The following is a 19,942-nucleotide window of genomic DNA, read 5'->3' as shown; positions in this document are numbered from 1 at the left end:
CCGCACAGCCTCGAACGGCCCTCCGACGGCCCTCCAGCGGCCCTACCGAGCCAGAGGGTCCGGCATGCGGCCGGCGGACCCGGCGCGACCAAGAGGGTCCTGCCGCAGTGGCCCGGCGCGGGTCAGAGGGACTTGTAGCGGCCCTCGTGATAGAGCAGCGGCGCCCCGTCCGCCGGAATGTCCAGCGCGGTCACCTCGCCCACCACGATCGAGTGGTCACCACCGTCGTGCACCGCCGACGTCGCGGCCTCCACGGTGGCGATCGCCCCGTCGAACAGCGCCACCCCCGACTCACCCCGATGGTGCGCCCACGTGGCGAGTTGCCCGTTCAGGGGGCGCCCCCGATGGGCGAAGAACCGCGAGGCGTCCTCCATCGAGGCGGGCAGCACCGACACCCCCCACACCCCGGCCTCCAGCACCGCGTCGTGGAACCGGGCCAGCTTCTCCGCGCAGAACAGCACGAGCAGCGGTTCGAGGGAGACGGAGGTGAAGGAGTTGACCGTCATCGCGTGGTCGACGTCGCCCAGCCTGGTCGTCACGATCGCGACTCCGGTGGCGAAGCGGCCGACGACCTTGCGGTATGTTCCCGGGTCCACGTGCCGCTCGATGGAATGCACCTAGCTACTTTATGCCGCTACGTCGGATTCTTCGGAGGGTACCCGTGCAGGAGCCATGATCCACCTCTTGACGAGGGCGAAAGCAGATAGGCCACGACGAGGCCCACCAACCCTCCGTACAGGTAGACATAACCGGCGGCGCCGTGGGCGATCACCAGGTCCCCCGCCTGGAGCTCCAGCGTGAACGGCATCGTCACCAGCAGCCACCCGAGCGCCGCCGCCATGGCCCCGAGCCGGGCGCGCATCAGCTTGCCCGCCCCCAGGCACACGCCGAACAGCACCAGCACCCAGACGACCGCCGAGCCCGGGATCGGCCCGGGCTGCCACACGGGATGCGTGAACCCGCCCACGATCCCCATGACGACGCCCAGGACGAACAGCATGCCGTACGCCGCCCCGGCCAGCGCCGACTCGGCCTGGCTGCGATGTTCCATGTCGTACGAGATTAGTGGATGCCCGCGAAGAGATCGTTCTCGCGGTTGTGCGGCTCACCGAGCCCCCCGGCCTCGACGGGCGGTCCGGGCACCGGCGGGCCGGGCACGCCGATGGCCAGCGTGTAGTGCTCGACGGCCAGCACCTCCTGGCCGATGTTGTTGGACAGCGCGAACCACGGCGCCTCCACGCTGATCTGGGTGGCGTGCGCGCGCATGGCCTCCAGCTTGTTCCCGATCCAGGGGCGGGCGTCGATCTCGGTGGTGATGTCCTCGTCCTCGCTGCCGAACTGCACGTCGTCGACGTTCTCGGTGATGAAGTCGACGTCGGCCTCCAGCAGCGCCTCCGCCGCGCGCCGCATGACGGACCTGGCGACCGCCGTGTGGTAGAACTTCGCGATCTGCCAGGGCTCGCCCTCGCCGAAGTCCGGTTTCGCGGCCAGCTCGAACGCTCTGCGCGAAACGCGGTGCGCCTGGATGTGGTCGGGGTGGCCGTAGAAGCCGTTGTCGTCGTACGTGACGAGGACCTGCGGGCGTACCTCGCGGATGACCTTGACCAGCTCGCCCGCCGCCTCGTCGAGGTCGGCGCGCCAGAACGCCTTCGGGTGCTCGTTGGTGGCCACCCCCATCATGCCGGAGTCCCGCCAGCGGCCGGGGCCGCCCAGGAAGCGGTGGTCCTCGACGCCGAGGGCCTGGCAGGCGGCGGCGAGCTCGCCGATCCGGTAGGGGCCCAGGGCGTCGTCCTGGTCGGCGGCCAGGTGCGCGAGGTCGCCGGGGATGATCTCCCCCTCCTCGCCCAGCGTGCAGGTCACGAGCGTGACGTGGGTGCCCTCCGCCACGTATTTCGCCATGGTCGCGCCGGTGCCGATCGACTCGTCGTCCGGGTGGGCGTGCACGAGCAGCAGCCGTCGATCAGTCATGCCCACGAGCGTAGCAATGGCAGGATTGAGGCCATGAGCGAGAGCTTCCCACGACTGTCTGCCAGGACCCGCCGGTTCACGCTGGGAGTGCCCAGAGGCTTCACGATCTCCCCGGACGGCGGCCGGGTGGTGTTCCTGCGGACGAAGTCGGGCACCGACCCGGTGACCTGCCTGTGGGAGCTCGACACGGAGACGCATGTCGAGCGCCTGGTCGTCGACCCGCGCACGCTGCACGCCTCCGAGGAGGACCTGCCGCCGGAGGAGCGGGCCAGGCGCGAGCGCAGCCGCGAGGCGGCCGGCGGCGTGGTCGCCTTCGCCGCCGACTCCGATCTGACCAGGGTCTGTTTCGCCCTGTCCGGCGGGCTCTACGTGATCGACCTGGCGGGCGGGGAAGCGCGCAGGCTCGACACGCCGGGTGCGGTCATCGATCCCCGGTTGTCCCCCGACGGGCGGCATGTCGCGTACGTCACGGGTGGCGCCCTGCGCGTCCAGGACCTGGGCTCGGGCGTGGATCGTGCGCTGGCCGAGCCGGAGTCGGAGACGGTGACGTACGGGCTGGCCGAGTTCATCGCCGCCGAGGAGATGGACCGGATGCGCGGCTACTGGTGGGCGCCGGAGAGCGACGCGCTCCTGGCCGAGCGCGCCGACGACGCCCCCGTGCACGTGTGGCACATCGCCGACCCGGCCAACCCCGATCGTCCGCCCGTGGCCCAGCGCTATCCGGCCGCCGGGACTCCCAACGCGGCCACCGAGCTGTTCGTGCTGGGGCTCGACGGGTCGCGGGTGGCGGTGCCGTACTCCGAGGAATACCTCGCCACGGCGGCCTGGGACTCCCACGCGCTGTCGATCGTGACGCTGACCCGCGACCAGCGGACGATGCGGCTGTTCACGGTCGATCCGGCGACGGGCGCGTCCACGCTGGTGCGCGAGGACACCGACCCCGCCTGGGTCGACATCACCGGCGGCGTGCCCGCGCACCTCGACGACGGTTCGCTGGTGTGGGTGGCCAACTCCGAGGGCGGTCACCGGCTGTTCGTGGGCGACCGCGCGGTCACGCCCCCGACGCTGCAGGTGCGGGCCGTGCTCGACGTCGACCACGACAGCGTGCTGTTCAGCGCGAGCGGCGACCCGACCGAGATCCACCTGTGGACCTGGGACGGGCATTCACTGCTGCCTGTCTCGACCCGTTCCGGGGTGTTCTCGGGGCGGATGTCGGGCGGGGTGGGCGTGCTCACCGAGCAGAGCCTCGACGCCGAGGGCGTCTCGACCACGGTCGTACGACGTGACGGCATGGCGGTGCCGATCCCGTCGTTCGCCGAGCGTCCCGGCCTCGACCTGCGGGTCTCGATCGGCCGTTCCGGCCGCCGCGAGCTGGCCACCGCCGTGGTGCTGCCTTCCTGGTACGAACAGGGGTCGGGCCGGCTGCCGGTGCTGATGGACCCGTACGGCGGGCCGCACGCGCAGCGGGTGCTCAACCGGCGCGGCGCGTTCCTGGAGAGCCAGTGGTTCGCCGAGCAGGGCTTCGCCGTCATCGTCGCCGACGGCCGCGGCACCCCCGGCCGGGGCACCGACTTCGAGCGCGCCGTGCTCAACGACCTCGCGACCCCCGCGCTCGACGACCAGATCGACGCCCTGCAAGGGGTGGCCGAGCAATATCCCGACGACCTCGACCTGACGCGGGTGGCCATCCGCGGCTGGTCGTTCGGCGGTTTCCTGGCCGCCCTCGCGGTGCTGCGCCGTCCCGACGTGTTCCACGCGGCGGTGGCGGGCGCGCCGGTGACGGACTGGCGCCTGTACGACACCTGCTACACGGAGCGCTACCTCGGCCACCCCGACCAGCAGCCGGAGGTCTATGAGAAGTCCTCGCTGTTCGCGGACGCGGCCAAGCTCGAACGCCCGTTGCTGCTGATCCACGGCCTGGCGGACGACAACGTCGTGGCCGCCCACACGCTCCGCCTGTCCTCGGCCCTCCTCGCGGCCGGGCGCGCGCACAGCGTGCTGCCGCTGTCGGGCGTGACCCACATGACGCCGCAGGAGGTCGTGGCGGAGAACCTGCTCCTGCTCCAGGTGGACTTCCTCAAGCGATCCCTGGGCTGAGCCCGCGGCCGTCAGAGGGCGGCGGGGCTTGCCGGAGACATCCACCGGCAACCCCGCCTTCCCTGCACCGCCCCGCACCGCCCATCCACCGGCATCGCCGGTCCACCCGGGTCCGCCGGTCCACCCGGACCGTCCGTCCACCCGGACCGTCCGTCCACCCGGACCGTCCGTCCACCCGCACCGCCCATCCACCCCCGCGCCGACGTCCACCCCCGCACCCGCCTTCCCGGCACCCCCCTTCACTCCCGCACCGGCGCCTGGGTCCCACTGCCGCGCCCGCAGGGACGGACATCCCATGGCGTTGGCCAAGCACCCGGGCACCACCGAACACCCGCGACCATCAAGCCACGGTCTGTCAACCCCTGGTCCGACCCGCCACCCCCGAAAACCAAACCCAGGTCCGACGCGATCCCACCACCAGCTCCGGCATCGTGAACGCCATGCCGAAGCCCCTCACTATCACCAAGCCCCTCACCATCACCAAGCTCCTCGCCGTCACCAAGCCCCTCACCATCGTCTTGGTCCTGCTCAGCGCAGCAGCCCTGAACCCCGCGCCGGCCGTAGCCGCAACCACAGGCCCTGCAACGCTCTCGCCATCCACCCTGAAATGGCAGCCATGCCCCAACGACAAGATCGGCATGGACTGCGCCGACCTCCAGGTCCCCGTGGACTGGCAGAAACCCACCGGCCGCAAGATCACCCTTAAGGTGGGCCGTCTGAAGGCGACCACCGGCACCTCAAAAGGCTCGGTCCTGGTGGCCTATGGCGGCCCCGGCGGCCCGGGCATCTCCCTGACCCAATCCCTCTCCGCCTGGTGGGCCGATCTGCGCCAAAAGCAGATGGACCTCATCACGTGGGACACCCGCGGCTACGGCAGCGAGCAGTTCCAAGGTCTCAGCACGGGCCTGCCGTGCACCTGGACCCGCATCCCCATCGCCGACTTCCCTAGGGACGACGCCGACTTCGGCCGCCTGTCCGACGCCAACCGAGGCTACGCCGAAGCCTGCCGCCTCAAGGACCCCGAGCTGTTCGCCAACATGAGCTCAGCCGACCAGGCCAGGGACATGGAGGCGATCAGGAAGGCCCTCGGCGAGGACAAGCTCAACTACTACGGCGCCTCCTACGCCGGCTTCTACGGCCAGGCCTACGCCCGCCTCTTCCCTGACCGGGTCCGCACGATGGTGCTCGACGGCACCTGGAACCACAGTGCCGCCGACTGGCGACGCGAGCTGGAGGAGACGGCCAAGATCAACGACCGGATGATGCGGCGCTTCTTCACCTGGTGCGCCTCCAACGCCTGCGCGGACGTGCCCGTACTCTGGCGTGCGCTCGTCGCCCAGGCCGACCGCACCCCGATTCCCACCACAACAGAAAACGTCGCCTACAAGGCCCGCGACCTCCAGTCCTTCGCCATAGCCCTCGCCCGCCAGGGGGCCCCGGCCTGGCCCAAGTTGGCGGGTGCGATCCGCAAGGCAAGCGAGGGCGACGCCTCCGACTTCGTCCCTGCTCGTGGCGGCCGCTACCCCGACCAGGCCACCGGCGTCACGGAATGCACTGACTGGCCCCGCTTCGCCAACCGCAAGGAAATGACCGCGTTGATCAGCCGCCTACGCAAGATCGCCCCCAACACGGGCACCGCCAACACCATCGCCGTAGGGACCCTCAACTGCATCGGCTGGCCGGTTCCGGTAACCAACCCACCCGCCGCCCTCCCCAAAAACCTGCCCCCATTGCTCGGAGCCGGTGCGTGGGGCGAGTCGGATGCGGTGGCCCGCGTGCTGTCCCAGGTGCCGGGCAGCGTCACCATCCACCACGACGGCCCCGGACACACCCTCTACGGAGTCAACACCTGCGCCCGCGACCACATCAACCGCTACTTCACCGACCGCACCCTGCCAGAACCAAAAACCCCGTGCTGACCCCCCGCAGACTCACCCACTGACCCCAAGACCCACACCACCAGTCCCGGAACCGACCCACCAACACCCACACCACCAGTCCCGGAACCGACCCACCAACACCCACACCACCAGTCCCGGAACGGCCAGCTCCGCCCCGGCACCATCCTGAGCTCGGAGATCGCCCACCAACACCCACACCCCTAGTGCAGGGACCACCGAACCTCCACCATCACCAAACCTGCACTGACAGAGGACGTGCCGGTATTAGGACCGGCGGACCGTGCCGATATTAGGGCCGGCGGACTGTGCCGATACTAGGACTGACTGACCTTGGACCAGCGGCGGGCCACCGCACCTCAATGCAATGCGCGCTGGAGCAACTCTTGCAGAGTGGTCTGCTCCTGCGGGGTGAGCCCGGCCATCGGCGAGCCCTCCGTGAGCTTCTCGATCAACCGCTCGCGGAGCGCGACACCCTCGGGAGTCAGGACGAGTTGCTTGGCCCGGCGGTCGGTCGGGTGCGGCCGGCGTTCGACGATGCCCTGCTCCTCCAGCCGGTCAACCACGAACGTGGCGTTGGACGGCTCGCATCCCATCCGATCGGCCAGGTCGCGCATGGTCAACGGCCCGGTGAGCTCGCGCAGCGCGGTCGCCTGGGGTGCGGTCAGGTCCAGTGCCGCCGCCCGTTCCCGGACGTGTCCCTCGATCTGTCTGGACAACGCGCTGACCAGCCCACACAGGTTCCGCTCGGCGATGGCCTGGGCCTCCGCTTCGGCAAGAGAACCCTCGAACGACGACGTCATACGGTCAGATTACCTCAAGTCATCATATTTGCAGCTTGAATAGTTCTAGTTGTAAGTTCCTCGCATGAGCACCTACGAAGAGCGCCTCACCCGCCCGTCCCCCATCCGGTCGCTCCAGCTGGGAGACCTCAATCTCAGCTACGTGCCCGATGGGGTGGTGAAGCTGAAGCCGTACGGGTGGCTGCCCGCCGCGACCGAGCGGGACTGGGAGGACAACGCCGCCTTCCTCGACGACGGAGGAAACCTGGTGGCCACGATCGGGGGGCTGCTCGTCGAGCACGGCGAGAGAGCTCTGATGATCGACGTCGGTGTGGGCCCCGTGTCGCTGCCCGACGATCCAGGCAATCCGCTGATCGGAGCCTGCGTGGGGGCGACCTGCTGGCCAACCTCGCCAAGCTCGGCCGCCGCCCGGAGGACATCGAAGCAGTGGCCTTCACCCACCTGCACATCGACCACCTGGGCTGGGCCTACCACCCCGCACCGGACAGGGACCGGCCCGCCTTCACCGGGGCCGACTACCTGTTCTCCGAGCCCGAATGGTCACAACGTCATTTGAGCACCGCACACGGCACGACTGAGGAGATGCTCGCCACGCTGGCGACCCGGGCGCGCACGGTCACGAACGGCGAGGAGATCTTCCCGGGGGTGCGCCTGCTGCTCACCCCGGGCCACACGGTCGGTCACGCGAGCTACACGATCGAGTCCGGCGGCCGGCGCCTGATCGCGTTCGGCGACGCCCTCCACTCCGCCGTCCAGATCCGCCACCCGGAGTGGTCGGCCGGCTCAGACCTGGACTCCGCCGAATCAGCCGTGCACCGGCGCCGGCTGGTCCAGGAACTGCAGGAACCGAACACGTTCGGCTTCGGCGTGCACTTCGCCGACGTGGCGTTCGGCCGCGTGGACACCACCGCCGACGGCCCAACGTGGCACCCCGTCGCCTGACCGCCCCCACCCCACTCCGTGGCCTGACCGCTCCGCCCCAATGGGCTGCCTCCCCACCCGTGGCCCGAGCGCCCCCGATCCCACTCCGTGGCCTGACCACTCCAACCCCCACCCCGTGGCCTGACCACGCCCACCCACCCCCGCCGCAACCCCTGGGTGAGGAGCGTGGTTGGGGATGGGTCAGGAGCGGATGAGGGTGACGTGTCAGGAGCGGGTGGGGGTTGGGGTGCCGTGCCAGCTGCCCCAGAGGGCCGCGTACGAGCCCCCCTCCGCCACCAGGTCCTCATGTGACCCCAGCTCGGTGATCCGCCCGTCCTCCACCACGGCCACCCGGTCGGCGTCGTGTGCCGTGTACAGGCGGTGCGCGATGGCGATCACCGTCCGGCCCTCCAGGACGGCGGCCAGTGAGCGTTCCAGGTGCCGGGCGGCCCGGGGGTCGATGAGCGAGGTGGCCTCGTCGAGCACCAGGGTGTGGGGGTCAGCGAGCACCAGGCGGGCGAGGGCGAGTTGCTGGGCCTGCGCGGGCGACACCGCGAGCCCGCCCGACCCCACCTCGGTCTCCAGCCCCGAGGGCAGCCCCCGCACCCAGTCCAGCGCGTCCACCGCCTCCAGCGCCTTCAGGACGGCGGTGTCGGAGGCGTCGGGACGGGCGATCAGCAGGTTGTCCCGCAGCGACCCCTTGAACACGTGGTGCTCCTGGGTGACCAGCGCGACGTGCCCGCGCAGGTCGTCCAGCGGCAGGTCCACCAGGGGCACCCCGCCCACGGTCACCGCCCCGGTACGCGGCCCGTGGATCCCGGCCAGCAACCGCCCCAGCGTGGACTTCCCGGCCCCCGACGGCCCCACCATGGCCAGCCGCTCACCGGGCTGGACGGTCAGCGACACGCCGTGCAGCACGTCCCGCCCCTCCCGGTACGCGTACCGGACCCCGGACGCCTCCAGCAGTTCCCCGGTGGGCCGCTCCGAAGAGGCCACCCGATCGTCGGGTACGTTGGCCACCCCCAGCAGCCGGGCCATCGAAGCCCCGCCCACCTGCAACTCGTCGATCCACATCAGGAACCGGTCCAGCGGGTCGATGAGCTGCTGCGCATAGAGCGTGGCGGTGGCCACCTGGGCGAGCGTCACCCAGTCACTGGCGTAGAACAGCCCGCCGACCAGCAGCGCGGCCACCACCGGGATCACGTAGCCCAGTTCGACGGCGGGATACCACCGGGTGCGGAGGCCGAGGGTGTACCGCTCGGCCGCGAACGACCGGGCGATGTCCCCGTCCGTACGCGCCCGCCGCCGCTCCCGCAGCCCCAGCGCCTCCACGGCCCGGGCGCCCTCGACGGTCTCGGCCAGGCCCTCGGTCACGTCGGCGTAGGCGGCGTTCTCGCGGAGGTAGCCGTCGCGCGCCCGTCGCAGGTACCTGCGGGTGGAGATGTAGATCACCGGCCCCGCCGCCAGCATCGGCAGCATGAGCAGCGGGCTGACCAGCAGCATCGCGCCGATCGTGATCACGAAGGTGACCATGGCGATCAGCGTCTCGGGCACGGCGTGCCGCACGGTGCGCGACAGCGCGTCCACGTCGCGGGAGGTCCTGGTGATGAGGTCACCGGACCCGGCCCGCTCGACGGTGGACAGCGGCAGGCCGAGCACCCGGTCCACGAACTCCTCGCGCAGCTCGGCGAGCACCTTCTCGCCCAGCCTGGCCGAGGCCAGCACGGCGTACCGCATGAGGACGCCCTGCAGCAGCAGGAACCCGCCGATGGCGGCGGCCACGACGGCGACGTTGACCTCGGCGCCGTACTGGACGTCCTGGACCAGCTCGCCGAGCTGCCACGGCACGACCAGCCCGGCGACGGCGGCCAGGCCGTGCAGGAGCAGGGTGAAGGCGAGCCGGCGCGGATATTTCAGGGTCAGCCGTCTGGCGTAGGCACGCACTTGTTTCCGGTCGGCGACCGGCAGGATCTCACGGGCCATGGCTCTCTCAGTCCTCCGCCGAACAGTCAGAGGCGGTCACCACGAAGCCCACCGCCGGGAAGCCAGGGGCGGTCGCGAAGAAACCCGCCCCCGCGAAGTCAGTGGCGGTCGCGAAGAAACCCGCCCCCGCGAAGTCAGTGGCGGTCTCGACGAAACCCGCCCCCGTGAAGGCGGGGGCGGTCTCGACGAAACCCACCCCAGGGAAGTGAGGGGTCACGACGGAACCGCCCACCGCGAGGGCGGCGTGGGTCATCAGGTCGGTCCTCACCGCGCGGGTCATCACGTCAGTCCTCCCCGCGCGTCACGGTCGCCGCGTATTCGGGCGAACTGTCCAGCAACTGCCGATGAGTCCCCTCCGCCAGCACCCGCCCGCCCTCGACATAGATCACATGCTCGGCCCGATCGAGCACCAACGGGCTGGTCGTGCAGATCATGGTGGTCTGGCCGGCGCGGGCCTTGACCAGCCGCTCGGCGATGCGGGCCTCGCTGTGGGCGTCGACGGCGCTGGTCGGCTCGACCAGGATGAGCACCTCCGGGTCGGCCAGCAACGCCCTGGCCAGGCGCAGCCGCTGCTGCTGCCCGCCGGAGAACTCCCGCCCCGCCTCGGCCACCTGGGCGTCGAGCCCCTCGGGCAGGGCCTCGACGATGTCGGTGGCGCAGGCGGCGTGCAGGGCGTCGCGGATCTGGTCGCCGTCGGCCTTCCCGCGTACGTCCAGCTCGTCGCGGAGCCGGCCGTTGAACAGCCGGGCCCCGTTGTCGGCGACCAGGATCCGGGAGCGGACCTGATCGAGCGGCAGCGTACGCAGCTCCTCGGCGCCGAAGGTGACGTCGCCGTCGGCGTAGCGGCCGAGGCGGTCGGCGATGGCGATGGCCTCCTCGGGGGTGCCGGCGGCGACGGCGGTGAGCGAGCCGGGTTGGAGCGTGACACCGCTGTACGAGTCGCGCAGCACTCCGCCCTCGCTGCCCCCCGTGCCGCCGGTGATCTCGGGCTCGATGGACAGGATCCGGATCACCCGCCCGGCCGCGACATGGCCCTTGGTGAGCTTGTCGGCGGCCTCGGTGAGCGTGCGCATGGGCCCGATGAGGAACACCGCGTACAGGTAGAAGGCGACGAGCTGCCCGGTGGGGATCTCACCGGCGACGGCGAAGGTGGCGCCGACGCCGGTGACGATCGCGATGAGCAGCCCCGGCAGCACGATCTGGGCGCCTTCGAGCACCGACTCGACCCCGGCGACCCGCACCCCGGCCCGGCGCACGCGCTGCGACTCTTCACGGTAGCGCTCGGAGAACACCTGCTCCCCGCCGATCCCGCGCAGCACCCGCAGCCCGGCCACGATGTCGGCGGCCCTGGTGGACAGCTCGCCGGACAGCTCGCGCTGCGTGCGCTGCCGTCCGTGCAGCGGCCGCAGCAGCGGGCCGACGGCGAGGGCCATGAGCGGCACCCCGAACAGCACCAGCAGTCCGAGCGGCAGCGAGGTGGAGATGAGGATCACGGTGACGGTGACGATGGCCACGATCGCGCCGGTGCCGCGCAGCAGGATGTCCATGGAGCTGCCGATGTGGGCGATGTCGGAGTTGCCGACGCTGACGACCTCGCCGGTCGAGAGCCGTTTCGGCAGCGTGGCGCCGAGCCTGGTGGCCTGGCGGGCGGTGAGCTGCACGGTGCGGTAGGCGGCGGCCAGCCAGTTGTAGACGGCCATCCGGTGCCGCATGACCCCGGTGAACGCCTGGATCAGGCCGAGCCCGAACAGGATCGCCGCCCACAGCCACAGCGCCCCGGTGTCCTTGGCGGTGACGGCCTCGATGCCCTTCCCCAGCACGGCCGGCATCAGGGCCTGCACCAGCCACCACAGGGTGGCGAAGCCGATGCCCGCAAGAAGGGATGACGCCTGCCGCCCCGCGTTCCACCACAGGAAACGAAGAGGGCTGCGTATGTCGGGCACGCCGGGATCGGCTTCAGGAAGGGAGCGCATAGCCTGACAACCTTGACAAGGCACCCCCCGGCCCGGCAAACCATTTTCCCTGAACACGGGCCACCCCTACAGCGTCCGGAATGCCCGCAGCGTGTACACCAGCGCCACCGCCGCCGTCCCCGCCAGCAACAGGTAACCAATCGTGTACGCCCCGGTGGCCGTGTACACCGCCCCCATCACCAGTGGCGGGAAGTATCCCCCGAGCCCGCCGGCCGCCCCCACCAGCCCGGTCACCGTCCCCACCCTGGACGCCTCGACCAGCCGGGCCACCAACGCGAACACCCCGCCCGTGCCCAGCCCCAGGAAGAACGCCATGAGCACGAAGCTCACCCCGGCGGGCACCTCGACCGGCGGCTTGAACGCCAGCACGAGCGCCATCAGCACGGTGCCGCCGAACGAGATCAGCAGCACCCTGACCGCCCCGATCCGGTCGGAGAGCGTGCCGCCGAGCGGCCTGGACAGCACGGCCGCGATCGAGAACCCGGCCGTGCGCAGCCCGGCGTCGGTCTGGACGAAGTGGTAGACGTTCTGCAGCAGCGTCGGCAGGTACGTGGAGAAGGCCACGAACCCGCCGAACGCCACCGCGTACAGGAAGGCGCACTGCCAGGTCGCCTTGATCTTCGTGGCCGCCCGCATCCTGGGCAGGGCGGGGGAGGTCGCGGGCGACCAGGCGGGCGAGTCCCGGCTGCCGCCCATCATGATCACACCCATCAGCGCCAGCATCGCCGCCATGAGGATGTGCGCGGCCGGCCGCCCGAACTCCTCGACCACGCGCGGCGTGAAGAACGCCGACAGCGCCGTGCCGCCCATGCCCGCCCCGAACACGCCGGTGGCGAAACCCCGCCGGGCGGGCTCGTACCAGGCGTTCACGAACGGGATCCCGATCGCGAACGACGTGCCGGGGATGCCCAGCAGGAACCCCCAGAACAGCAGCCAGCCGTACGAGTCCGACCAGCCGACGAACAGGACCGGCACGATCGACACGAAACAGATGATCGCGAACATGCGCCGCCCGCCGAGCCTGTCGGCCAGCACCCCCACCGGGATCCGCCCCAGCGAGCCGACCAGCACCGGGATCGCCACCAGCAGCGATGTCTGCGTCGGCGACAGGCCCAGTTGCCTGCTGTAGCTCCCTGACAGGGGCCCGATGAGGTTCCAGGCCCAGAACGTCACGGCGAACGCCGCCGTGGCCAGAGCCAGGTTCCGCACCTGACCTTTACGAAGCTCAGACATACACCCTGTGTAACAGGTGGTCACCTTCTGTGATGAAGTGGGGGTATGAGCGCCGAGGACGTCCTGCTGAAGACCGGCCGCTTCCTGCGCAGATCGACGACCAGCGGCGACCTGCACACCCTTTTCCTGAAGGGCGGCACGGAAGGCGACGCCTTCTACCGTGACCGCTGGAGCCACGACAAGGTGGTCCGCTCCACGCACGGCGTGAACTGCACGGGCTCGTGCTCGTGGAAGGTGTACGTCAAGGACGGCATCATCACGTGGGAGACCCAGGAGACCGACTATCCGAGCGTCGGCCCCGACCGCCCCGAGTACGAGCCGCGCGGCTGCCCGCGCGGCGCCGCCTTCTCCTGGTACACCTACTCGCCGACCCGGATCCGCTACCCGTACGCGCGGGGTGTCCTGGTCGAGATGTACGCGGAGGCGAAGGAACGCCTCGGCGACCCGGTGGCCGCCTGGGCCGAGATCACCACAGATCCCGACAAGAGGGCGAAGTACCAGAGCGCCAGAGGCCACGGCGGCCTCGTCCGCGTCAGCTGGGACCTGGCCACCGAGCTGGTCGCCGCCGCCCACGTCCACACCATCAGGACCTACGGCCCCGACCGGATCGCCGGGTTCTCCCCCATCCCGGCCATGTCGATGGTCTCCCACGCCACCGGCGCCAGGTTCGTGTCCCTGATCGGCGGCACGATGCTGTCCTTCTACGACTGGTACGCCGACCTCCCGGTGGCCTCCCCGCAGGTGTTCGGCGACCAGACGGACGTGCCGGAGTCGGCGGACTGGTGGGACGCCGCGTACCTGATGATGTGGGGCTCCAACGTCCCGGTCACCCGCACCCCGGACGCCCACTGGATGGCCGAGGCCCGCTACCGGGGCCAGAAGGTCGTGGTGATCTCCCCCGACTACAACGACGCGGCCAAGTTCGCCGACGAGTTCCTCTCCGTGGGCCCCGGCACGGACGGGGCGCTGGCCATGGCGATGGGGCACGTGCTGCTGAAGGAGTTCTTCGTCGACCGGGAGACCCCCTACTTCGCCGACTACGTCAAGCGCTTCACCGACCTGCCGTTCCTGGTCACGCTGGAGCGGCACGGGGACGCGTACGTGCCCGGCAGCTTCCTCACGGCCAGGGATCTGGGCTCGGAGGAGGAGGCGGCCGAGTATAAGACCGTCCTCATGGCGGAGACCGGCGAGCCCGTGGTCCCGAACGGCTCGGCCGGCTTCCGCTGGACGGACTCCGGCCTGGGCCGCTGGAACCTGAACCTCGACTCGCCCCCGAAGCTCACCCTCTACGGGGCCGAGGCGGCGGAGGTCCTGCTCCCCCGCTTCGACGGCGGCCATTCGGTGCGCAGAGGCGTCCCCGTCCACCGGATCGCCGGCCGGACGGTCACGACGGTCTACGACCTCCTCCTGGCCCAGTACGGCGTGCACCGCCCCGGCCTGCCCGGCACCTGGCCCACCGGCTACGACGACCCGGCGGAGCCCTACACGCCCGCCTGGCAGGAGCCCATCACCGGTGTGCCGGCCGGACGGGCGGTGAAGATCGTCAGGGAGTTCGCCAGGACGGCTGAGGCGACCCGGGGCAGGTGCATGATCATCCTGGGCGCCGGCGCCGCCCAGTGGTTCCACAGCGACACGATCTACCGGGCCTTCCTGTCGCTCCTCGTCCTGACCGGCTGCCAGGGCCGCAACGGCGGCGGCTGGGCCCATTACGTCGGCCAGGAGAAGTGCCGCCCGCTGGCCGGCTGGTCCCTGCTGGCGGGCGCCCTCGACTGGGCACGGCCACCGAGGCAGGTCCCCGGGACCATGTACTGGTACCTGCACACCGACCAGTGGCGCTACGACCACTTCGACGCCGGCGAGCTGACCAGCCCCCTGGCCAGGGGCGCGTTCCGGGGCAAGCACACGGCCGACCTGGTGACGGAGTCGATCCGCAACGGCTGGATGCCGATGGCGCCCGCCTTCGACCGCAACCCCCTGGAGCTGGGCGACGCCGACGACCCCGTCGCGTACACCCGGGCCGAGCTCGCGGCGGGCCGGCTCAGGCACGCGGCGGAGGACCCGGACGACCCGCGCAACTGGCCCCGCGTGCTGACCCTCTGGCGCTCGAACCTGCTGGGCTCCTCCGCCAAGGGCAACGAGTATTTCCTGCACCACCTCCTCGGCACGGCCTCCAACCTGCGGCACCCCGACCCCGACGCGCCGGTGGGCAAGCTGGACCTCCTCCTGACCCTGGACTTCCGGATGACCAGCTCCACGGTCTTCTCCGACGTCGTGCTGCCCGCCGCCACCTGGTACGAGAAGTACGACCTGTCCTCCACGGACATGCACCCGTTCGTGCACGCCTTCAACCCGGCCATCAACCCGCCCTGGGAGACGAGGACCGACTTCGCCGCCTTCCACGCCATCGCCCGCGCCTTCAGCGACCTCGCCAAGAAGCACCTGGGCGTCCGCAGGGACGTGGTGGCGCTCGCGCACCAGCACGACACCCCCGGCGAGCTCGCCGGTGACCGGGGCCCCGACCTCAAGGTGGTCGAACGCGACTACGGCGCGACGGCGGAGAAGCTGGCCGCCCTGGGCCCGCTCACGGAGAAGCTGGGCATCCCGGTCAAGGGCGTGACGTTCCTGCCCGACGAGGAGGTGACCTGGCTGGGCGAGTGCTGCGGCCTGGTGCCGCGCGGCGCGGCCAAGGGCCGGCCGGAGCTCGACACCGAGAGCAAGGCGTGCGAGACGATCCTCGCGCTGTCGGGGGTGAGCAACGGCCGGCTGGCCGTGCAGGGCTTCCGGCAGCTCGCCCGGCGCACGGGTGCGAACCTCGACGGTCTGGCGCACGAGGGGCACCGCATCGTCTTCGGCGACACCCAGGCCAGGCCCACCCACGTCGCCACCAGCCCCGAATGGTCGGGCAAGGAGTCGCACGACCGCCGCTACTCCCCCTTCACGATCAACGTCGAGCACGGCAAGCCCTGGCACACGCTGACCGGCCGCATGCACTTCTTCCTCGACCACGAGTGGATGCACGAGTACGGCGAGGCGCTCCCCGTCTACCGCCCCCCGCTGGACCTGGCCGCGCTGTACGGCGAGAGCGGCACCCTGCGCTACCTGACCCCGCACAGCAAGTGGTCGATCCACTCGGAGTACCAGGACAACCTCCTCATGCTCTCCCTCTCCAGAGGCGGCCCGACGATCTGGATGTCCACCGAGGACGCCGCCGGCCTGGGGATCGCGGACAACGACTGGGTGGAGGCGGTCAACCGCAACGGCGTGGTCGTGGCCAGGGCCGTCGTCTCGCACCGCATGCCGAAGGGCACCGTCTACATGCACCACGCCCAGGACCGCCTGATCGACGTGCCGAAGTCGGAGGCCACGGGTCTCAGGGGCGGCATCCACAACGCCCTGACCAGGGTCCTCATCAAGCCCACCCACATGATCGGCGGCCACGCCCAGCTGTCGTACGCCTTCAACTACCTGGGTCCCACGGGCAACCAGCGCGACGAGATCACCACCATCCGGCGCAGATCACAGGAGGTGCGGTACTGATGAAGCCGATGGCCCAGATCGCCATGGTGATGAACCTCGACAAGTGCATCGGCTGCCACACGTGCTCGGTCACCTGCAAGCAGACGTGGACCAACCGGCCCGGTGTCGAGTACGTCTGGTTCAACAACGTCGAGACCCGCCCCGGCCAGGGCTATCCCCGGCGCTACGAGGACCAGGAGCGCTGGCGGGGCGGCTGGGAGCTGACCCGCCGGGGCGCGCTGAAGCCGAGGGCGGGAGGCCGCCTGCGCAAGCTGCTGAGCATCTTCGCCAACCCCCTGATGCCCTCCATCCAGGACTACTACGAGCCCTGGACCTACGACTACGAGAACCTCACCACGGCCCCGCTGTCCGGCGACGTCCCCGTGGCGCCGCCCCGGTCCCTGATCAGCGGCGAGCCGGTGAAGATCGGCTGGAGCTCCAACTGGGACGACAACCTGGGCGGCGACCCGAGCCCCGACCCGGTGCTGGCGAAGGTGTCGGACCAGGTCAAGTTGGACTTCGAGCAGGCGTACATGTTCTACCTGCCGCGCATCTGCGAGCACTGCCTCAACCCGTCGTGCGTGGCCTCCTGCCCGTCCGGGGCGCTGTACAAGCGGTCCGAGGACGGCATCGTGCTGGTCGACCAGGACCGGTGCCGGGGCTGGCGGATGTGCGTGACGGGGTGCCCGTACAAGAAGGTGTACTTCAACCACAAGACCGGCAAGGCCGAGAAGTGCACGTTCTGCTACCCGCGCGTGGAGGTGGGGCTGCCCACGGTCTGCTCGGAGACCTGCGTGGGCCGCCTGCGCTACCTGGGCGTCCTGCTGTACGACGCCGACCGGGTCACCGAGGCCGCCTCGGTGACCGACGAGCACGACCTGTACGAGGCGCAGCTCGACCTCTTCATCGACCCGCACGGCCCCGAGGCCGAGGCCGCCGGCCTGCCCGCCGACTGGCTGGAGGCCGCCCGCAGGTCGCCCGTCTACGACCTGATCAAGAAATACCGGATAGCGCTGCCGCTGCACCCGGAATACCGCACGCTGCCCATGGTCTGGTACGTCCCGCCGCTCTCCCCCGTCGTGGACGCCCTGTCCACCACCGGCCACGACGGCGAGGACGCGGACAACCTGTTCGCCGCCATCGAGTCGCTGCGCATCCCCATCGACTACCTGGCCGAGCTGTTCACCGCCGGGGACCCCGCGCCCGTGACCGCCGCGCTGCGCCGCCTGGCCGCGATGCGCTCGTACATGCGGGCGGTCAACCTCGGCGAGCGACCGGTCCTGCCGGACGCCGGCCTGTCCGAGGAGGAGCTGCGCGCCATGTACCGCCTGCTGGCCCTGGCCAAGTACGACGAGCGCTACGTGATCCCGACCGCCTACGGCAACCCGCCGGGTGTCGTGGAGGAGGGCGGCTGCAGCCTCGACTACGACGGGGGGCCGGGCATGCAGGGCCCGTTCGGCGAGGCGTCCGGCAAGCCGGCCCCGGTCTCGATCGAGAGCTTCCACGGCCTGAAGGAGCGCCAGACCAGCGACGAGATCACCCGCGACCGGGTGAACCTGCTCAACTGGGACGGCCGCGGCACCCCGGCGGGCCTGTTCCCACCAAGGAGGAAGAAGTCATGACCCAGGCCGTCGTCTGGCAGGCCGCCGCCCACCTGCTCGCCTATCCCGACGAGCGCTTCTGGCGCCGCCTGCCGCTCATCAAGGAGGCCGCCGAGCCGCACTTCGGCACGTTCCTCGGGCTCGTCTCCGGCCTGGGCCCCGGCGAGCTGGCCGCGCACTACGTGGACACGTTCGACCTGCAGCGGCGCTGCTGCCTCTACCTGACCTACTACACCGACGGCGACACCCGCCGCCGCGGCGAGTCGCTGGCCGCGCTGAAGAGCCGCTACCGGGCGGCGGGCTGGGAGCTGATGGACGACGAGCTGCCGGACTTCCTCCCGGTGCTGCTGGAGTTCGCCGCCGTCGACCCCTCGGGCGCCGAGCTGCTGGTGGAGCACCGGGCCGGGCTCGAACTGCTGCTCACCGCCCTGACCGAGCGCGACTCGCCGTACCGGCACGTGATCGGCACGGTGTGCGCGGCCCTGCCGCCCATCAGCGCCGCGGACCGGGCGAAGGCCGCCCGCCTGGCGGCCGCCGGGCCGCCGGCCGAGAGCGTGGGAGGCTACCTGTGACCTGGGTCGAGAGCGCGCTGTGGGTGGTCGCGCCGTATCTCACCCTGGTCATCTTCGTGGGCGGGCTGATCTGGCGTTACAAGTACGACAAGTTCGGCTGGACCACCCGCTCCTCCCAGCTCTACGAGAGCCCGCTGCTGCGCGTGGCCAGCCCGCTGTTCCACTACGGCCTGCTGTTCGTGATCGTCGGCCACGTGACGGGCCTGCTCATCCCGATCGCCTGGACCGACGCCGTCGGCGTGTCCAACGACGCCTACCACCTCAACGCGCTCATCTGGGGCGGCCTGGCCGGCGTGGTCACCCTGGTGGCGCTGGGCCTGCTGATCTACCGCCGCCGCACCCAGGGCCCCGTGTTCCTGGCGACCACGGTCAACGACAAGGTGATGTACCTGGTGCTGGCCGGGTCCATCGTCGCGGGCGTGGTGACGACGGTGGCGGGGTTCGTACCGAGCGAGGTCAGCTATCGCACCACGGTCGCGCCCTGGTTCCGCGGGATCTTCGTCCTGCAGCCGGACGCCGAGGCGATGGCTCGCGCGAGCGATCTTTACAAGGTGCACACACTCATCGGGATGATGCTGTTCGTACTTTTCCCGTTCAGCCGCTTGGTGCACGCGCTTTCCGCACCGTTGGGCTATTTGTTCCGCCCTTACATCGTGTATCGGAGCCGTCCGGATGGCGTGCCGAGGCGCCCGGGAGGGGTCCGGGTACGCCAGAATCGACCCTTGTGAAGCACGGGTACACCAACAGCACATTCGGCGACGGCGCCCTGGTCGTGAAGTGCTACCAGGGTCCCGAGGCGGCGTTCAGGCTGAGCACGGAGAGCCGATACCTGCGCCGCCTGCGCGGCCGTCTCCCGGTCCCCCGCGTCCACCAGGTCACCGCCACCAGCCTGACCACCCGTTTCGTGGACGGCTCCCACGGCCAGGACCTCCTGGACGAGGGGCGGGCGGTGGAGGTGTTCACCGAGTGCGGGCGCATGCTGTCGCGCATCCACCGGCTCGGCATCGTGCACGGCGACTACGGCCCGCAGAACATGCTGTTCAACCCGGCCACGTTCGAGACCATCGCGATCCTCGACTGGGAGTGGGCCCACCCAGGCCGGCCGGTCGAGGACCTGGCCTGGCTGGAGTGGATCGTCCGCAGCCACCACCCCGAGCACGTGCCGCTGCTGTCGCACTTCTTCACCGCGTACGCCGAGCCCGTCCCCGCCTGGCCGGAGCGCCAGGCGGCCATGGTGGCGCGCTGCCGCGACCTGCTCGACTTCTGCGCCCGGTGGGAGCCGGGCGGGGGCGGCGAGAAGCTCTGGCGCGAGCGCCTCGACGCCACGGCCGCCTGGACCGAATAGTCCCCGTCCGTCCCCGTCCGTCCCCGTCCGTC

General features: G+C 70.7%; 16 protein-coding genes. 8 read left to right on the top strand and 8 right to left on the bottom strand.

What is annotated here, in order from left to right:
- Nucleotides 1-122: 122 nt before the first annotated feature.
- Genes ACTWPW_RS15155 through mshB form a run of 3 tightly spaced genes read right to left on the bottom strand, consistent with a single transcriptional unit; the run spans nucleotide 123 to nucleotide 1,968 of the window.
- Nucleotides 123-617, bottom strand: a complete 495-nt coding sequence (locus ACTWPW_RS15155) for a flavin reductase family protein (protein ID WP_375113408.1) — start codon at nucleotides 615-617, stop codon at nucleotides 123-125.
- 17 nt (nucleotides 618-634) lie between these two features.
- Complete coding sequence (locus ACTWPW_RS15150) at nucleotides 635-1,051, bottom strand: DUF6113 family protein (RefSeq protein ID WP_375113407.1); 417 nt, start codon at nucleotides 1,049-1,051, stop codon at nucleotides 635-637.
- A gap of 11 nt (nucleotides 1,052-1,062) precedes the next feature.
- The gene (mshB, locus tag ACTWPW_RS15145; RefSeq protein ID WP_443169057.1) at nucleotides 1,063-1,968 is read right to left on the bottom strand and encodes an N-acetyl-1-D-myo-inositol-2-amino-2-deoxy-alpha-D-glucopyranoside deacetylase; all 906 of its coding nucleotides are present in this window, start codon (nucleotides 1,966-1,968) and stop codon (nucleotides 1,063-1,065) included.
- A gap of 33 nt (nucleotides 1,969-2,001) precedes the next feature.
- On the opposite strand from mshB, the gene ACTWPW_RS15140 reads away from it, so the two are divergent.
- Nucleotides 2,002-4,065 (top strand): S9 family peptidase, encoded by a 2,064-nt coding sequence (locus tag ACTWPW_RS15140; RefSeq protein WP_375113405.1) that lies wholly within the window; start codon nucleotides 2,002-2,004, stop codon nucleotides 4,063-4,065.
- A 440-nt stretch (nucleotides 4,066-4,505) separates the two neighbouring features.
- Nucleotides 4,506-5,984: an alpha/beta fold hydrolase gene (locus ACTWPW_RS15135; RefSeq protein ID WP_443169056.1), complete on the top strand. Its 1,479-nt coding sequence runs from the start codon at nucleotides 4,506-4,508 to the stop codon at nucleotides 5,982-5,984.
- 338 nt (nucleotides 5,985-6,322) lie between these two features.
- Here the strand turns inward: ACTWPW_RS15135 and ACTWPW_RS15130 are convergent, their stop codons facing one another.
- Nucleotides 6,323-6,766, bottom strand: coding sequence for a MarR family winged helix-turn-helix transcriptional regulator (locus tag ACTWPW_RS15130; protein WP_443169055.1), 444 nt, complete (start codon nucleotides 6,764-6,766; stop codon nucleotides 6,323-6,325).
- A gap of 177 nt (nucleotides 6,767-6,943) precedes the next feature.
- Here ACTWPW_RS15130 and ACTWPW_RS15125 point away from each other — a divergent pair, with 177 nt between their 5' ends.
- Nucleotides 6,944-7,708 (top strand): MBL fold metallo-hydrolase, encoded by a 765-nt coding sequence (locus tag ACTWPW_RS15125; protein WP_443169054.1) that lies wholly within the window; start codon nucleotides 6,944-6,946, stop codon nucleotides 7,706-7,708.
- 204 nt (nucleotides 7,709-7,912) lie between these two features.
- Here the strand turns inward: ACTWPW_RS15125 and ACTWPW_RS15120 are convergent, their stop codons facing one another.
- The 4 genes from ACTWPW_RS15120 to ACTWPW_RS15105 all read right to left on the bottom strand — a co-directional run bounded on the left by ACTWPW_RS15120 (nucleotide 7,913) and on the right by ACTWPW_RS15105 (nucleotide 12,876).
- The gene (locus ACTWPW_RS15120; RefSeq protein ID WP_443169053.1) at nucleotides 7,913-9,670 is read right to left on the bottom strand and encodes an ABC transporter ATP-binding protein; all 1,758 of its coding nucleotides are present in this window, start codon (nucleotides 9,668-9,670) and stop codon (nucleotides 7,913-7,915) included.
- A 7-nt stretch (nucleotides 9,671-9,677) separates the two neighbouring features.
- A complete protein-coding gene (locus ACTWPW_RS15115) occupies nucleotides 9,678-9,950 on the bottom strand; it encodes a hypothetical protein (protein ID WP_443169052.1) in 273 nt (90 codons plus the stop codon).
- A gap of 4 nt (nucleotides 9,951-9,954) precedes the next feature.
- Entirely contained in the window at nucleotides 9,955-11,643 is a 1,689-nt protein-coding gene (locus ACTWPW_RS15110) for an ABC transporter transmembrane domain-containing protein (protein ID WP_443169051.1), read from the bottom strand.
- Between the two features lie 66 nt (nucleotides 11,644-11,709).
- Nucleotides 11,710-12,876: an MFS transporter gene (locus ACTWPW_RS15105; RefSeq protein WP_443169050.1), complete on the bottom strand. Its 1,167-nt coding sequence runs from the start codon at nucleotides 12,874-12,876 to the stop codon at nucleotides 11,710-11,712.
- A gap of 45 nt (nucleotides 12,877-12,921) precedes the next feature.
- Between ACTWPW_RS15105 and ACTWPW_RS15100 the strand changes: the two genes are divergently transcribed.
- From ACTWPW_RS15100 to ACTWPW_RS15080, 5 genes are read left to right on the top strand one after another with little or no spacing between them, the layout of a single operon-like run.
- A complete protein-coding gene (locus ACTWPW_RS15100; RefSeq protein WP_443169049.1) occupies nucleotides 12,922-16,413 on the top strand; it encodes a nitrate reductase subunit alpha in 3,492 nt (1,163 codons plus the stop codon).
- Complete coding sequence (gene narH / locus ACTWPW_RS15095; protein WP_375113396.1) at nucleotides 16,413-18,014, top strand: nitrate reductase subunit beta; 1,602 nt, start codon at nucleotides 16,413-16,415, stop codon at nucleotides 18,012-18,014. The genes ACTWPW_RS15100 and narH overlap by 1 nt, the downstream gene beginning before the upstream one ends.
- The gene (gene narJ, locus ACTWPW_RS15090) at nucleotides 18,011-18,565 is read left to right on the top strand and encodes a nitrate reductase molybdenum cofactor assembly chaperone (protein WP_375113395.1); all 555 of its coding nucleotides are present in this window, start codon (nucleotides 18,011-18,013) and stop codon (nucleotides 18,563-18,565) included. Before narH ends, narJ begins: the two co-directional genes overlap by 4 nt.
- Entirely contained in the window at nucleotides 18,562-19,293 is a 732-nt protein-coding gene (narI, locus tag ACTWPW_RS15085) for a respiratory nitrate reductase subunit gamma (RefSeq protein ID WP_375113394.1), read from the top strand. Before narJ ends, narI begins: the two co-directional genes overlap by 4 nt.
- Entirely contained in the window at nucleotides 19,290-19,910 is a 621-nt protein-coding gene (locus ACTWPW_RS15080) for a phosphotransferase (RefSeq protein ID WP_364118787.1), read from the top strand. Before narI ends, ACTWPW_RS15080 begins: the two co-directional genes overlap by 4 nt.
- Nucleotides 19,911-19,942: the final 32 nt, after the last annotated feature.

This window comes from Nonomuraea sp. KM90, assembly GCF_052246675.1.
Classification (GTDB): domain Bacteria; phylum Actinomycetota; class Actinomycetes; order Streptosporangiales; family Streptosporangiaceae; genus Nonomuraea.
The sequence above is the reverse complement of the archived record's forward strand: the minus strand, read 5'-3'. Positions and strand labels throughout refer to the sequence as shown.

Bases quoted from the DNA above. Each gene is read 5' to 3' on its own strand.
- ACTWPW_RS15115 (WP_443169052.1), bottom strand. From the start codon at position 9,950: ATGACCCGCGCGGTGAGGACCGACCTGATGACCCACGCCGCCCTCGCG.
- ACTWPW_RS15140 (WP_375113405.1), top strand. From the start codon at position 2,002: ATGAGCGAGAGCTTCCCACGACTGTCTGCCAGGACCCGCCGGTTCACG.
- narJ (WP_375113395.1), top strand. From the start codon at position 18,011: ATGACCCAGGCCGTCGTCTGGCAGGCCGCCGCCCACCTGCTCGCCTAT.
- ACTWPW_RS15150 (WP_375113407.1), bottom strand. From the start codon at position 1,051: ATGGAACATCGCAGCCAGGCCGAGTCGGCGCTGGCCGGGGCGGCGTAC.
- narH (WP_375113396.1), top strand. From the start codon at position 16,413: ATGAAGCCGATGGCCCAGATCGCCATGGTGATGAACCTCGACAAGTGC.
- ACTWPW_RS15100 (WP_443169049.1), top strand. From the start codon at position 12,922: ATGAGCGCCGAGGACGTCCTGCTGAAGACCGGCCGCTTCCTGCGCAGA.
- ACTWPW_RS15130 (WP_443169055.1), bottom strand. From the start codon at position 6,766: ATGACGTCGTCGTTCGAGGGTTCTCTTGCCGAAGCGGAGGCCCAGGCC.
- ACTWPW_RS15105 (WP_443169050.1), bottom strand. From the start codon at position 12,876: ATGTCTGAGCTTCGTAAAGGTCAGGTGCGGAACCTGGCTCTGGCCACG.
- mshB (WP_443169057.1), bottom strand. From the start codon at position 1,968: ATGACTGATCGACGGCTGCTGCTCGTGCACGCCCACCCGGACGACGAG.
- ACTWPW_RS15110 (WP_443169051.1), bottom strand. From the start codon at position 11,643: ATGCGCTCCCTTCCTGAAGCCGATCCCGGCGTGCCCGACATACGCAGC.
- ACTWPW_RS15120 (WP_443169053.1), bottom strand. From the start codon at position 9,670: ATGGCCCGTGAGATCCTGCCGGTCGCCGACCGGAAACAAGTGCGTGCC.
- ACTWPW_RS15135 (WP_443169056.1), top strand. From the start codon at position 4,506: ATGCCGAAGCCCCTCACTATCACCAAGCCCCTCACCATCACCAAGCTC.